Here is a 15,214-nt window from a genome sequence, read left to right as displayed (position 1 = left end):
GATTGCTCTGGTGGGCCCGGAGGGATTCGAACCCCCAACCAAGGGATTATGAGTCCCCTGCTCTAACCGTTGAGCTACAGGCCCGCTTGTGACTTATCTAATTGTAATTGCATGTTTTATTGGGGCATCTAAATTTCGATTTCTGAGATCCATACCCTCTGGTGCCGGTTCTAGCGCCGCTCAATCTATACTGTCAGCCTTGATTCCGTGCAAAAGGCGCCATGCAACATGCACCTTCCAGGGTAAAACAGCTTGATCTATTCTGAACGTTGAATCGCTGGAGACTCATCGTGAGCTTCGGCCTCGACGAATGATCCCGGATGCTGTTGGATTATTCAGCTTGGGGCAATCAAATGTTAGAGCACCTTTGAGTTCATGATCAAGGCAACCGCACTGCGAAGTCGTGCTTTATTTCCCTCGCGGGCAGATCGAATACTTGGAGCCCGGACTAAAGCGAAGCTACGCATCTCCGCTTCAATCACGGGACCCGCCAAATCCCAGACATTGGCGATGTCGCCGACAACCACGATTTCCCCGGGTGCCAGAGCCAGAGCTATCATGTGCATTCCGCGTCCCAGTGCTTTGCACATCATCGTCAACGCCTGCTTGGCCGCGTCGTCGTCCGCTTTGGCTAGTTGGATGAGGGCATCGAATGACGAAATCGGTTTCTTTGCGATTTCAGCGAAGTAGCGCATGCCGGCGCGATTGGAAGCGATAGTCTCCCAGCAACCTTTTCCGCCGCATCCGCAGCGCACTCCATTTGGGTCAAGCTGAACATGACCAAATTCGCCCGCTACACCAGCCTGGCCACGCAAGAGATGCCCATTTGCGAAGATTCCGGTGCCAATTCCCTCAGAGACATTCACGACGACCAGGTCATGGATCTTGTCGCTGTGTCCGAACCATATTTCAGACAAGGCGCATGCGTTGGCGACGTTGTCGACAACAACGGGAAGGCCGGTGGCACGTTCGACGCTCGACTTAAGCTGACCGATGGGCCAATCAACGTTTGGCGCAAAGATGGATTTTTCAAGATGTGGATCAAAGCGTCCCGGGAGATTGATGCCGATGCCCTCGAAAGTGCGGTTCGGATGGGCTCGAAGCATCTTCTTCACGGAATTCAGAATTGCTCCGATGACGTTCTGAGGATTGGCAGGAAATTCAACGGAATCGAGGGAAATGATCTTGCCGCCCAGGTCAGTCACCGCCAACATGGCGTGTGCTGGATGGATGTCGAGCGCGAGAACCCCGCGCTGGCCATTGATGTTGAGAAACGTAGGCTTTCTACCGCGAGGAATCTCCCCGGTTAGTCCCTCGACAACCCACCGATCTGTGAGCAACTCCTCAACGATCAGCGAGACCGTGCTTCTTTGGAGGCCCGAGGTGCGCGCCAACTCCGCTCGAGAGATTGGCTGCTTCACGCGAATCTGGTTGAAGATGAGATTCCGATTGATTTGTCTTGCGATTCTATTCGACGCGCTCAGATTTCCATTGAGGGTAAAGCGCGACGTTGGCATCTGGAATCGTTATTCTCCACTTCGAGGATAGGATACAAAGTTGGAACACAAGAGAAATTCCCGCTCTGTTTCCCGCCGAGAGGGACGCGCACGCTCCGCTTTTCCTGAGAGTATCTCTAACTATGGGGCTAAACTCGCGGCTCCCATCCCTTCTCATATTGTCTGCCCCATAGCTTCATTGCATCCGGATCATTCCGCGGCTGACCTGTGTCCTGGGCGAGTTGCAATTCGCGCCGCAGCTCCCAGGCCACGTTGGACAACTGAAGCATGGTTACGGCTACATTCCCAATGGAGACCGGGGCATTCAGCTTGTCGCCTTTGCGGACTCCAGCGATGAAGTTGGCAAAATGAGCATCAGTCATGGAATCGCGACCGGTCAGATCGGTCGACGACGTCACGCTACCGGCTTTGAATTCGCTCGTCTTATTCCCTTTGAGATCGTAGATCTCATAACCGTCGCGGTCGACGAGAACTGAGCCGCTTGTTCCGATGATCACTGATCCGCGATCGCGACCGTAGAATCTCATCCCTTCGCAGCACTTGCACTCCCACGAGATCATCTTGTCTTCGTAGTTGAAGTTTGTCACCAGCGTGTCGTAGAACTGCCAATCATCTTTGAAATGGTATCGACCGCCGGACGACGAAATGGAGCGAGGATAATCAACATCGAGAGCCCAGCGGCAGACGTCAATCTCGTGCGTGCCATTGTTCAGTGTCTCGCCGGTGCCCCAGATCTTGAACCAGTGCCAGTTATAGGGTTGGACATTGTCTCTATAGGCAACGCGCGGGGCAGGCCCCTGCCACAGATCCCAGTCGAGTTGAGCAGGGACTGGCGCTTCCTTGCCTACGCCGATCGATTTTCGAATGTTGCTGTACCAGGCTTTCGCGTAATAGGCCCTGCCGATCAGACCGTTGTGGATCTTGTCGACGATCTCGATGGTGTGAGCTGAAGAACGTTGCTGCGTCCCCATCTGGACGAGTTTTCCATATTTCTGCTGCGCTTTGACGAGCAACGCTCCTTCAGCAGGATTGTGGCTGCACGGCTTTTCGACATAGACGTGCTTACCAGCCTGTAACCCGAGGATCGCCATGGGAGCGTGCCAGTGGTCCGGAGTCGCGACCGTGATGGCGTCGACGTCTTTCTTTTGCAGAATATGGCGGAAGTCCTGATCCGTAGCCGGAGCGTAGCCCAACTCGCGCTCGGTATCGCTTGCAAACTTCTTCATCGTGTTGGTGTCGACGTCGCACACATACGCGACACGAGCCGTATCCTTGTTGGCCTTCAAAGCAGAAAGATGGGCATAGGCGCGCGAATGCAGGCCGATGACTGCAAAATTCAGGCGGTCGTTAGAACCTAGAATCTGGCCATAGCTCCTGGCTGTCGAATTGATTGCCAGGCCTGCGCTTCCCACAGCAAGCGTGTCGAGAAACTCCCGTCGAGTGAGCATCTCTTCTCTCCTTCTCTGAAGTGCAATGTCGATCTTTGATCGACTTGCTGTTTGGCGTCAAACGGCTTTCGCGCTCTCGAGGGCTTGTTTCATTCCCGCCCAACTGATCCGTGTGGACTCTTCGGGAGTGCCGCCGCCGTGCCAGTGCGTTTCAAGGCTGACTGCTTCGTGATAGCCCATCTGCTTGAAGGCGCGAAACTGTCCGGCCCAATCGATGTAGCCTTTATCGACCGGCGCCCATTCGATCTTGTCTCCGGTGCCCTTGATTGCATTCTTGCAATGGCAATGATGAATTCGATTTTTTGGAATCAAGTCCCAAGCAACAGGGAAAGCATCAAGTTCATTGCGCATCACGGCATTGCCCGGGTCCCAGTTCAGCGCCAGGTGGGGAGTCTGCACCGCATTCATGGTGCGTGCCGCTTCTCGGCCGGTTGCTGTGTTGCAGGCAAACTCATTCTCGAGAACCAGGAGGATCCCTTGCTTGCCGCAAATCTCCGCGGTTGACCTAAGCTTTTCGTCGATCGCCTGACGATGGGGCGCAACGTCTTCCAGTCGCCAGAAATCGAAGCAGCGGACCTTGGCGGTGTCGAATTCCTTTGCCAACGAGATCGAGCGTTCGAGAATTCCATCCTGTTGTTTGAAGGTGACTTCAGGGGCGCCGTGCAGATCTTCTTTTGAACCGTATGGCGATCTTGGCGCTCCCGGCCAATCGGTTTTAAAGAGCGGGCTGGCAATGTCAGTCACCTGAAGCTTGTACTTACTGAGAATTGTTCGCGCCTCATTGATCTGCGCTGAATCCAGATCGATGACATTCTTGCCCCACATGGAACGAAGTTCTATCCAACTCATCCCGAAGTCGTGTGAGGCAACGTAGCAGGCATGATCAAAGTCCGGAGAAATCTCATCGTTAATGACTGCAATCCTGAAAGAACTTTTCAAGGATTCAGCAATACTGAGAATCGGCAAGGCAGACCAGGCTGCGCATGCTGCTCCCGATTTTGCAAGAAACGCACGTCTTGAACAGCTCGTCATACTGCTCCATTGTTCATTTTGGGGATCCTCTTCGACAGGCCATTTAGCCGTGCGGCCGATAACCGTTGCGCGATTACCGGCCGCTCTCATTGCGTGACAAAATCTTTTCTCTAGAAGCTGATCTTCACTGATCCCTGCAGAGTACGTCCTCCTCCAACACCATTCACGCTGCCCTGACCGCTTCCCAGCGTTGTTGTGATGGTGCCAAAGCTCGCCGCGGTCACACCGCTTAAATTGGGCTGACCAAACTGTGGGGTATTGCTGAATTGGAACGCGTCCACTCGAACCTCAAGAGCGCTTTCGCGATAGATCGGGAACCGCTTGAAGACGGAGAGATTGTCCTGAAGGTACCCGGGACCGCGGAACTGGTTTCTTCCAACATTGCCGAGCCCTGGATTGCAGGGAGTGGATGTGCAGCCGGTCGGTTGCGCAAACGACGTTGGATCGAACCATGGAGTATTCGCGCCAATCTTTCCGGTCTTACGGAAAGGTTTCACCAGAGTCGGTGTCTGTGCCGTGCCAGGCGTATTCAGCGAACCTCCGTTGGCAGTGATCATCATGGGCATACCACTCACCACGGATATGATCCCGGCGAACTTCCAGCCGCCGACGATTGCATCCGCCAGAGTTGAGTTGGCAAGCTGATGCCCACGGCCGAACGGCAGTCCGTAGGTAAAGCTCTGTTCATAGTTCAACTGTCGATCGAAGTCCAACGGGGCATAGTTCCTACGCCAGTTGATGAAGAACTGAAGTCCGCCGTCGTCGTCGTTGGTATATCCCAGCGCCTTGCCCCAGGTAAAGGCTGAGGTAAACGTCAGATCGTGCGAGGTGCGCTTCGTCAGCTGCAGTTGCAGTGAGTTGTAATTGGAGGAGAAACCGAGAAAGTACTCGTTTGTGGCTGCCGTGCGGCCAAACGTGAGGTTTCCGTTCGCATCGTGATTTTCAGGATCGGACGCTGCGCCTCCGCCGAAGTAGCTCGGCAGATTGATGTTCTGACTGCCGGAGATGTGTGTACCGTGGTTCGCCACGTAGGCGATCTGGAACGAAAGGTCGTACGGCAACGCCTGCTGCAGCGCTACATTCCATGAATCGGCGTACGGATTCTTGTAGTTCAGTGGAATGTATGTGTAGACCTGTGCGATGAGTTGTTTCGCCAAAAGCGTTGTGCCCGAAGTTGGCAGAACGATGATGCCGTTGGTGGGAATCGCCACTGGAACCGGGGCCGGGAAACCTGCCTGGAAGGTTGCGACCGTTGTTCCGTCCCCGAGAACGGCGGGAGTAAATCCAGAGGCGCCAACTGGCTGATAGCTGTTATTGGCGCGGACCGGGTAGTTATATGCGTAGGTGTTGTCAGGGAACGGAGTGTAGCTGATGCCGAATCCGCCACGAACAACTGTGTTGGGAGTGACGCGGTACGCGAATCCGGTTCGCGGAGCGAAATACTTATACTGAGTCTTCATCCCCATGTTCGACGGATTACCGCCGAAGCCGGTGAGAACGAGTGTGTTGTTGGCAGGGTTGTAGTTGGAGAATCCGCCCTGGACTACGGGCGTTGCAGGCGGATAGAAGTCCCAGCGTACGCCGAGATCCAAAGTCAGCTTCGAGGTAGCCTGCCACTTATCGCTGGCAAACGCAAAGACCCACCATTGCCGATAACGGGGGAAGAAGGTGTTAAGGTCGCGGCCCGTCTGGCTCGGCTGATCGAGCAGGAAGCTGCCGATATCGTTGGCGACCGTTGTTCCCGGCGCACTCGCATCTGACGTTTGCACGTCAGAGAAAGTAAACGCCCCTCGCGGGCTGAAGGTCTGATCCTGGAGGAGGTCGTCGTGCACGCGTCGAACATCCGCGCCCCATTTAAACGTATGGTTCCCTACAATCTTGGTCCAGTTGTTGACGAAGTCGATATTCGATTCGGCCCGGATCCACGGCACGGAGGCGGAGTATCCCATGATTGGGTTGGTAAAACCGCCGTTGATTGTAATAGCAGCCTGTCCGCTCGTGAACGGCTGCCCCGCGATGTTCACGCCCTGGATTCCGATCGTGGTCGCGTCATTGGAGCCAAAATCATTGGGTTGCGCACTGTTACCCAGGTGTGCAACTCCGAATCGCGCTTCGGTCAGGAGAGTCGGAGAAAAGACGTGATCAAAGTTGATGCCGGTGCTATAGGACTTCTGATTGCCCGTGCCTTCAAAGCCCCCGCCAGCCGGCCCGCCGAGAAAGGTTCCGAACGCAGCTTGCTGGAAGGTGATCACGCGCTGAAAACTGTAGCGGCCGCTGATGTGGTTCTTCTCAGTCAATTTGAAATCAGACTTGATATCAAAACTGTCTGTGGTCTTAGTGAAGGGAAGGTTGGTTGTGTAGTTGTTCGCCGGGTTGTTCAGGGGCTTGGTCGCGAGCGTTCCAAACTTCGCGGCCGCTACATTCAACTGTTGCAGGATTGCCAGCGACACCGGATTCACCGCGCTGAATGGAATCTGGTTGTTTGGGTATGGCGTGCGCGGAGTTCCTCCCTGGGCAATCGTCCTTCCGTCGCCGCTGTTCGGGTCGTAGACCTGCCCCTTCGTACCGCTCATTGCAGCGCTCAAGTCGATACATCCAGACGGATCGTTGCATCCGGCCTGTCCCATGGTCGGGGTGAAGAAGCGGGAATCCGGGATTGTGAAGGTGCTGCCGATTGCTTCGTGATCGGATGTGCGCAGATAGTCGCCGAAGATGAACAGACGATCTTTCATAATAGGCCCGCCGGCGCTACCACCGAAGTAGTTATAAGAGAGATGCCCAAGCGGGCCTCCGAAGTAGGAGCGCGCATTCAAGTCGTTGTTCTGGATGAACTCGAATGCCGACCCGTGGAAGCGATTGGTGCCGGATTTTAGCGTGACATTTGTGACAGCACCAGTAGCGCGACCAAGTTCCGCCTCGAAGTTGTTTGTTGAAATGTCGACAGATTCGATGGCTTCGGCGGGAGGAATGATGATCTGGAGAAGACCTGTGCGTTCGTCGTCATCAATGCCTTCAATCTGGTAAAGGTTCCCTTCCCGCGGCAAACCGTTCGCCTCGGTTTGCAGTGAACTCGCCGCATTAAAGAACTGTGAGTGCTGATAGACAGCGGGCGCAGCGCCTGGAACCAGGTTCAAGAGAGACTGGAAATTGCGGTTTGTGCCCAAAGGCATATCCACGACAGCTTCCGAATCGAGTTTGGTGCTGATGTCAGCGCGATCCGTTTGCAGTTCAGGCGGCGCCGTGTTGACAACAACGGTCTCCGACACATTTCCCGGTGTGAGCGATAGATCCACGCGGGTTGAGGTGTTGCTGAGCAGACCGATGTTCTCCTGAGTTACGCGCTTGAATCCCTTTGCCTCAGCGCCAACGGAATATGTTCCGGGCTGGAGGTCCGGAAAAGAGTAGTTTCCGCTTTCATTGGTCATGGCTTCATGGATAGCCCCGGTCTCGGCCTCAGTCGCTAAGACCTTTGCTCCCGGAACGGTTGCCCCTGAACTATCGGTGACGGTACCCAGCAGCGTCCCATTGACCGCCTGTCCCATCAGTGGATGGGAGAAACAGAAAACGATAAACGCGGTTAGGATTCCCAGGAACGAATTCACATTCTTGATTGATTTGGCCATCTGAAACCTCCAAGAAGTCGATCTGAATTTTGGGGGACCTGTTTCCTATATTGTTCGAATTCCGAACAAGCTAGCTTTGAGTGATCAGCGCTGTCAAGAAGAATCCGCTCAGCTTAAAGCTTTATCGATTTAGCAATCTACGGGTTGTGGGAGCGACAGGATGGCTATCCGACAGTCGTAGCCGGGAGGCCCTGTGGGGACCAATTCGCTGAAATGCCAAGGTTGACCGGCTCCGGTGTCAAATCTTCGCGAGAGTGGATTCGCAATTGTAGAGTTCCCGCCGAACGCGGTTAGACTCGTAACCGGCCACTGGATCACTGGCACCCTGGCTCGAGTCCTGCTCCCAGGCGTGAAGGCTTTTCTGCAGCCAACCCCGCGTTTCGCGCAGGTCCGCAGCTTTCTTCGAATTCGCTGGTGCGCGGTCGGCAAGTGCCGCAAAGGCCAAGCCCATAGTCTCGTACGACTGGGCTTGGCCCTCCATGTCGTATCTGCTTTTTTGCTTTATCGGCTCGAATGTAGCCATTGCTTCGCGGATTGGTGTGAATGCAGCCTGAATTTGATGCTTCAGCAGCAATTCCCTGGCAATGCCCAGATCGCTGAAGCCAAAATTAGCTCTCGCCAAAGAGTTGGCCAGATCAGTAGTTCGCAGACCGGCGAAGATTCGGTGAGCGTTTCGGTAATACTCCAAGGCAAGGTTGATGTCGCCTTTCTTTTCCAGCAATGGTGCTGAAAGGTTGTAGGCTTCACCAAGGTATTCGCGATAGGTTGCGTTGGTTGGATTGGATTGAGATAACTGCTCGGTTAGCCGCAATCCTTCATTCGCGGCCTCAAGCGCAGGACCGATTTCGCCCGTCTTCTGCAATGCAGTTGCAAGGCCAAGATAGTCTCCCGCGAGATGCGTTCTAAATTCTGCGCTGGCATTCGCAGCAACCGCGCGAATCGCCGCTGCCTGCCTGAAGTTCTCCGCCGCATGGAGGTAGTCACCCGCCTGGTTCTGCACCGATCCAGTTTGCCAATAGAAGCCGGCCAGGAAGTCTTTGTACTTTGGATCTGTCTGCGTATCCGCGAGTTTCTGCGCAATGGGAAGCGCGGAATGCAGATCGCTCAAAGCGCCCGCGTAATCTCCGGCAGCAAGAAGCACAAAGCTCAAGCGGAAATAGTCGCTTAACAGATCAGACTGGATCGCAGCGTCGCCGGGGTTGGCGGCAGCGGCAGCGGAGCGGATCGCAAGTGCTTTTTTGTAGCTCTGCATCGCTCCGGCAACGTCTCCGAGATTCGCGGCGCCGTCATATCCCAGCAGGTCTCCAACGCGATCGTAGGCAGCGGCAAGTTCGCGCTGCAAAGACAGATCGCCTGAGGCCTCTTTCGACAAGCTATCCAGGTATTCCTGCGCACGTTCCACCAGCAGTTTTCTGGCCTGTGTTGCTCCAGCGAGATCCCGGATCGAATCATGAATTTCAAACATGAGGGAATTTGCCAGCTTGCGAACGTCGTTAAACCGCATCTCGGCCCTCGCGCGCTCCATGCGTGCGACCCTCGCCTCATGCAGGGTAATGGCCATGCCGGTCAGAAGCGCCAGAGCGAACGCTCCGGTAAATGCGACTCCGGCCTTATGACGGGTCACAAACTTCGATGCGCGATACCAGGCGGTTCCGTTGCGCGCAATGACGGGAATATTTTCCAGATGCCGACGGATATCTTCCTGTAGCTGCTCGACCGAGCGGTAGCGACGAGTGGGATCTTTCTCTAACGCCATCAAGACGATGTTGTCGAGATCGCCATTGAGCCGCTTGCGAAGGCGCTCAGGAGAGCTGTCTCTCAACCCGCTGCGTTCTTCCCGTCCAGGAAGCTGCGTTGACGGTTCATGCCGGGGGTCGACCCTACAAACGGCGACGCTCGGTCTTTGCGGCTCTGTTTTGCAGACAGCTTGAATCATCTCCTGCGACGAACCGGTGGCCAACCGGTAGGGACTTTGTCCGGTCAGCAACTCGTACAACACGATTCCCAACGAGTACACGTCGCTGGCAGTAGTTATCGGGTCGCCGTGAATCTGCTCCGGACTGCTGTATCGAGGCGTCAGAACCCGGAAAGCAGTCACGGTCGAGTCAGTGAAATTACGGTCGCCGCTGATATCGACAATTTTGGCGATGCCGAAGTCCAACAACTTCGGCGTGCCTTCAGCTGTTACAAGAATATTTCCGGGTTTGATGTCACGATGAATAATCAAATGCTGATGCGCGTACTGGACAGCTCCGCAAACTTGCATAAAGAGGCGGAGCCGATCGGCAATCGAAAGCCTCTTCTCGTCGCAATACTCCGCGATGGGTCGACCTTCGATCAGTTCCATCGCGAAATACGGAACGCCTTCTTCAGTCGTGCCTCCGTCAAGCAATCGCGCGATATTCGGGTGTTCAAGGCTTGCCAGGATTTGGCGCTCATTCTTGAATCGCGTGATGACGGAGCCGGAATCCTGGCCAGCACGGATCACCTTCAGTGCAACTTCCTTTTTATACTGATCGTCGGCGCGGAAGGCCCGATATACTTCGCCCATCCCGCCGGATCCGATTTGCTCGACGACTTTGTATACGCCAACACGGCGTCCGATCCACGGATTTTCTTCTGTCGGAATAAGAGCTGCTGCGACTTCAGCCAGAGAAGTTTCACCCAAAAACTGAGGCTCGAGGCTTTGTTCACCTCGCAGCAGGAGTTCAACCTCGTAGCGAAGAGAGATGTCGCTCCCACACTGTTGATCGAGATACAGGGGGCGGTCATCGTCCGGCAGTTCGAGTGCCGTGCCGAGGACGTCCTTGATTCTCTCCCAACGTTCCGGAGTCATAGCAGCGTTCTGTTGCTCATGGTTTGATGTAGCCACAGGCGTGCGGTCGCCCACTCCCGCTTCGTGGTCGCCGGCGAAATCTTAACGATCTCGGCGGTCTCCTCGATTGAAAGTCCACCAAAGAATCTCAGCTCGACGATCCGGCATTGACGCGCGTCCAGATTGGCGAGCTGTTGCATGGCGGCGTCGAGTGCGAGGAGGTCGAGGCTTAGCGCCTTAGTGGTTGCAGAAGCTTCGTCGATTACGAGAGTGACGGGATTAGAGCCTCGTTTGGCTGCGGCATGCTTGCGTGCATGATCCACCAGAATCTGACGCATCATCTGCGCTGCCATAGCGAAGAAGTGGGCGCGTCCTTGCCAATCGATGTGATCGCGCCGAGCCAGACGCAGATACGCTTCATGGACAAGGGCGGTGGGCTGCAAAGTGTGACTGCTGGATTGGCTTGTAAGGCAGCGGCGAGCGATACGTCGCAGTTCGTCGTAAACCAGGGGGATCAATGCATCTCGCGCCGAGATGTCTCCGTTGCTCCAACGGGCGAGCAATTCGGTCACTGGTTGCGATGAAGTAGACGTCACGCGCTTGCCCCGACCGTCGAGAAGATGAGGAATGGTACCGTCCACCCGGTAGGAAGTCAACGGGTTGTTCGTTAAGGGCAGATTGATTTCGACCGCTCTCCATGCAGCGTTCGCAGTGTCCCCGCGTTCCCTGTGAGCCAATCCGGCTCGATTTTACGTTCAGGTAAATGAGAGAGCCGAATGCACTGTCCGTCGGCTCGGAGCGGTAGAACGGCGACGCTAGAGCCCCAGCGCCGCGATCGTTGATGTGTGTCCAACGAGCGGCGGAACCTGAAATCCCCGGTCACCAGATGGATTGGTCATTCAGCAGCTGAAATATTTCGCAATCTCTGAGCCGGTTTCTCTCGAATTCACGTTTAGACAAGATAGAAGACGGAATACAGTTGGTTGGCTGTTCAGGGCGACTTCACTCTTCCGATTGGTCCATTGTCCAAGCGGATACCTGAGCGCGCCGACATCTCCGCGATCCTTCCCGCAAAGGAGTGTCCCATGTTTGTGAGTTCTCTGCGTTACGCATCCCTGTTGCTTGTCGTATCGTCGTTGAGTCTGGCCGCACCGGCAGACGATCTGCATTTCAAAAAGAGCATCTCGGTTGAAGGAAACCCTGTTTCCGGTTCCGAAACCTGGGTAAAAGGGACGCGCGAACGCACTGTCACAAAATCGCCAGCGGGTGATGTCGTCAGCTTGCGCCAATGCGATCTCAAGCGGACGGTGACAGTAAACGAGCAGAGTCAATCCTATTTCGTCGTGAACGATCCGCAGGATCAGTCGGCCTCAAACGCCGCCGCCCTGATGACAGGCGCATCCGCGACACCTTCAAGTTCCGGAGGCGTCATCACTCAGACGATCAGTGTGACCGACACCGGCGAGCGCAAGCAGATTTCCGGGTATGCGGCGCGGCATCTCAAGACGGTCGTTGTCGTAGAGTCTTCGGCGAACGCGTGCTCCCCCATTAGTCAGAAATATGACATTGACGGCTGGTATGCCGATTTGGGCAAGGAGCAGGTAAGTTGTTCACAATCTCTCCCTCCGGTGAAGGTGGCTGCCAATTGCACTGACAGGATTGTCGTCCGCCACAAGGGAACGGCCAAACCGGGCTATCCGCTGCGCGAGACCATCGCGCTCCAGAATGACGGTGCGAACCCTACAAAGATAGAGGTCGCCACGTCGGATATCTCCAAGGAGACATTGAAGCCCGAACTATTCGACGTCCCCGCTGAGTTTCACGAAGTGCATTCAGAGATGGAGCTTTACGCATCGGCTGCGTTGCAGCAACCGGCTCAAGCAAACTCACCCGCACCTGCGGCTCCGCAGAACCTGGCAATGAACGCGATGCCCTCCCCCTCCCCAATGGGCATGACCGGCGGAATGCCATCTGCGATGTCGATGCTGGCGCAGCGGATGGGCGGTAAACTTCCCAATGGCGCGACAGGCATGCAAGGCCCTCCCCCGGGCGCGCAGGTCCCGCTACCGCAGGCGCTAGGTCCGAAGGCGCCGGGCAAGATACGAATTGGCATTGCTCCGGCGCAGGCGCAAATGGGACAAGGGAACAACGCGCAAGCCGACTACAGCACTCCCGTGAGAAACGCGATTGTCTTCATGATGAACGGGCCGGCGGTTGAAATCACCGCACTGGATGCGCAGCTTCCAATTCAGTTGCAGGCCGAGGCTCAGCAGAAACAGTGCGACTACATCCTGGTGTCCGCCGTGACCGTGAAACGCGCCAGCAGCGGGGGTTTGAGCAAGTTCATGAAGGCCGGCAGCATGGCTGCCAACTTCACGCCTCTGGGCATGATGGCGCACAGCATGGGCGCGGTGAACGGCATGATTGCGACACAGACTGTGATGCAGACGACAGCCGCCATGACAACACAACAGCAGGCCATGGGCCAACTCTCCGGTTTCAACGGCCAGATCAAGTCAAAGGATGAAGTGACCGTCGACTACCAGCTTCTTCCAACGGGAGGGACTCAGCCCAAGTTGCAAAACGAGCTGAAGGGCAAATCCAAGTCGGATGGGGAAGATGTTTTGACTCCACTGATCCAGCAGGCAGCCAACTCGATTCTGACCGAAGTCACGAAGAAATAGACCGGGGGCTTTGCGATGAACAGCCGGTTCGGATTTCGGTTTGTGAAATCCCAGTTCGGTGCGCGTGTACTCGTTCTTGTCGCACTGCCGTGCGTTGGGGCTGCGGGGCCTGCTTTCTCCCAGGCCCCGCCGATTTGGTCGGGGCAGGCGCAGTGCCAACTGAATATGCAGGGCTCAGATTACGTCCACCAGGAAGTGCAGACCTGGACGATTACCGGCGCTTCGACGAGTGCGCCGGGGGCCATGCCGATCTATCCAGGAACCTGGAGCGTGGCCGGGCAAGGCGCAAACCAACGGACGTCAGGCTCACAGGTTCTTTCCGCCCAGTGGAATACGAAAGTTCCGGAAACGAGCGCGCCGATAGCGGTGTTTGTCCGCGCCTCAGACAATCGACTACTCATCAAGCCGTGGCATTCACAATTGCGTGTTCCGAGCGCCACTACCGGCACTCGTCAACTTGTCCCTGCGAGCGGGTCGGCCACACAATCGCCGGTCGACCTTGCTGCTTTTGAGTGGCCGTTTCCTGTCATTGAGGACGCGTCCAACAGCACGAAAATCAGCGGATCGGGCACGATTGTTGTTTCTGGAGGCTTATTGCCTCTGCAGTCTCCAACGGTGAATGGGACTGCCACTTGTAAATGGCAATTTCACCAAGGTGTTGACGCTTTACCGCCGCCAGCATCCGTAACAGCGGCGAATTTAGCCCGCTCGCCAAATGCGGCGAATTCACCCCTCCCAGTTTCGATCTCGAACGCAGGAGCTGTCCCCCCCGGTGCTTCCGGAGCCAGCGGATCGGGCTCTAAGCCGGGTGGTGCGGCCGGTGGAGCTGGGACTGCGGGCGCTGCGTCGGGTGGCGGTGCAGCCGGTGGAGCTGGGACCGCGGGCGCGGCGTCGGGTGGCGGTGCAGCCGGTGGAGCTGGGACCGCGGGTGCTGCGTCGGGTGGCGGTGCGGCCGGTGGAGCTGGGACTGCGGGCGCGGCGTCGGGTGGCGGTGCGGCCGGTGGAGCTGGGACCGCGGGTGCTGCGTCGGGTGGCGGTGCGGCCGGTGGAGCTGGGACTGCGGGCGCGGCATCGAGCGGCGCGACGGATCCGGCAAAACAGGGTTCGACGCTGGGCGCGAATCAGCAAAACACTGGCGCTCAAGCTGGTTGTACGGATCCAGGCCTACTGCAAGGATCCAGCAGTCCGTACAGTCCCAACATAATTGGAACTATTCCGTCAGGTGGCTCAGCATCGAATGCCGGGAATTTGACATCGGCCTCGGACCGGAAATTCTATCAATTCACCTTGCCTGCCGGAGTCGACGCAAGTATCTCTCTCAGCGGCATGCAGGCCGGGGCGGACTTTGATCTGTATGCTTACCACTCCGACCTTACGCCGATAGGCTGCTCGCTGACTCGCGGAACAAGTTCAGAGAATATCAAGACATCATTCGGCGCTACACAAAGCAGCAACGCGGTGATCGTTGAGGTGAAGCCGTACAGTTGGAACACTACCTCCACTTCCTACTCCCTCAGCGTCAATGGACTGACATTCGGGTCTGGCAATGTCCTGCCTGGCGGGCTGCAAAGCAGAGCCGCGCCGGTAGCTCAACAGGGAACATCGAGCTCTTCAGTGCCCCAAAGCTGCGTCGGCGCAAGCATGGCTCAAGGCATCGGCAATCCGATCATCATCGGCACGATGTCGGCAGGTCAATCGATTGTGGATCCGGGGAATCTGACCTCGGCTACCGATCGGCATTTCTACCAGATCACGTTGAGTGCTGGAACAGACGCAAACATTTCCCTGAGTGGCATGCAGGCCGGGTCGGATTTCGATTTATATGTTTATCGTTCCGATCTCACACCGATTGGCTGCTCGCTGACTCGCGGAACAAGTTCAGAGAATTTCAAGACCACCTTCGGAGCGTCACAGAGTAGCAACACCGTCCTTGTTGAAGTAAGGTCTTACGCATGGAGTACAGCCTCCCCTTCCTACTCCCTCAGCGTCAATGGGCTGACATTCGGGTCTGGCAATGTCCTGCCTGGCGGGCTGCAAAGCAGAGCCGCGCCGGTAGCTCAACAGGGAACATCGAGCTCTTCAGTGCCCCAAAGCT

The 15,214-nt window shown here is 56.2% G+C and carries 8 protein-coding genes and 1 tRNA gene; 2 read left to right on the top strand and 7 right to left on the bottom strand.

The annotated features are described in order from the left end of the window. Positions 1-8: 8 nt before the first annotated feature. The 7 genes from VK574_RS19255 to VK574_RS19225 all read right to left on the bottom strand — a co-directional run bounded on the left by VK574_RS19255 (position 9) and on the right by VK574_RS19225 (position 11,091). Positions 9-84: transfer RNA gene (locus VK574_RS19255), tRNA-Ile, on the bottom strand. A gap of 272 nt (positions 85-356) precedes the next feature. Continuing rightward, on the bottom strand, positions 357-1,517 hold the full coding sequence (locus VK574_RS19250) for an ROK family protein (RefSeq protein WP_472801500.1): 1,161 nt from the start codon (positions 1,515-1,517) through the stop codon (positions 357-359). A gap of 128 nt (positions 1,518-1,645) precedes the next feature. Further along, positions 1,646-2,965 (bottom strand): Gfo/Idh/MocA family protein, encoded by a 1,320-nt coding sequence (locus tag VK574_RS19245; RefSeq protein WP_472801499.1) that lies wholly within the window; start codon positions 2,963-2,965, stop codon positions 1,646-1,648. Between the two features lie 57 nt (positions 2,966-3,022). Then, entirely contained in the window at positions 3,023-3,904 is an 882-nt protein-coding gene (locus tag VK574_RS19240; protein ID WP_472801498.1) for a sugar phosphate isomerase/epimerase family protein, read from the bottom strand. A 203-nt stretch (positions 3,905-4,107) separates the two neighbouring features. Beyond that, on the bottom strand, positions 4,108-7,620 hold the full coding sequence (locus VK574_RS19235; RefSeq protein ID WP_472801497.1) for a TonB-dependent receptor: 3,513 nt from the start codon (positions 7,618-7,620) through the stop codon (positions 4,108-4,110). A 238-nt stretch (positions 7,621-7,858) separates the two neighbouring features. Next, positions 7,859-10,456, bottom strand: a complete 2,598-nt coding sequence (locus VK574_RS19230) for a protein kinase domain-containing protein (RefSeq protein WP_472801496.1) — start codon at positions 10,454-10,456, stop codon at positions 7,859-7,861. After that, entirely contained in the window at positions 10,453-11,091 is a 639-nt protein-coding gene (locus VK574_RS19225) for a sigma-70 family RNA polymerase sigma factor (protein WP_472801495.1), read from the bottom strand. Before VK574_RS19225 ends, VK574_RS19230 begins: the two co-directional genes overlap by 4 nt. A 429-nt stretch (positions 11,092-11,520) precedes the next feature. Here VK574_RS19225 and VK574_RS19220 point away from each other — a divergent pair, with 429 nt between their 5' ends. Together VK574_RS19220 and VK574_RS19215 are read left to right on the top strand one after the other, a co-directional pair. Beyond that, entirely contained in the window at positions 11,521-13,119 is a 1,599-nt protein-coding gene (locus tag VK574_RS19220; RefSeq protein WP_472801494.1) for a hypothetical protein, read from the top strand. A 42-nt stretch (positions 13,120-13,161) separates the two neighbouring features. Next, on the top strand, positions 13,162-15,214 hold a 2,053-nt coding region (locus tag VK574_RS19215; RefSeq protein ID WP_472801493.1), incomplete at its 3' end, for a PPC domain-containing protein.

It is taken from the genome of Occallatibacter sp., assembly GCF_035317045.1.
Classification (GTDB): domain Bacteria; phylum Acidobacteriota; class Terriglobia; order Terriglobales; family Acidobacteriaceae; genus Telmatobacter.
This window is presented reverse-complemented; position numbering and strand designations above follow the sequence as displayed.

Excerpts from the sequence above, each read along its gene's own strand:
- VK574_RS19250 (WP_472801500.1), bottom strand. The coding sequence starts at position 1,517 with ATGCCAACGTCGCGCTTTACCCTCAATGGAAATCTGAGCGCGTCGAAT.
- VK574_RS19245 (WP_472801499.1), bottom strand. The coding sequence starts at position 2,965 with ATGCTCACTCGACGGGAGTTTCTCGACACGCTTGCTGTGGGAAGCGCA.
- VK574_RS19235 (WP_472801497.1), bottom strand. The coding sequence starts at position 7,620 with ATGGCCAAATCAATCAAGAATGTGAATTCGTTCCTGGGAATCCTAACC.
- VK574_RS19230 (WP_472801496.1), bottom strand. The coding sequence starts at position 10,456 with ATGACTCCGGAACGTTGGGAGAGAATCAAGGACGTCCTCGGCACGGCA.
- VK574_RS19220 (WP_472801494.1), top strand. The coding sequence starts at position 11,521 with ATGTTTGTGAGTTCTCTGCGTTACGCATCCCTGTTGCTTGTCGTATCG.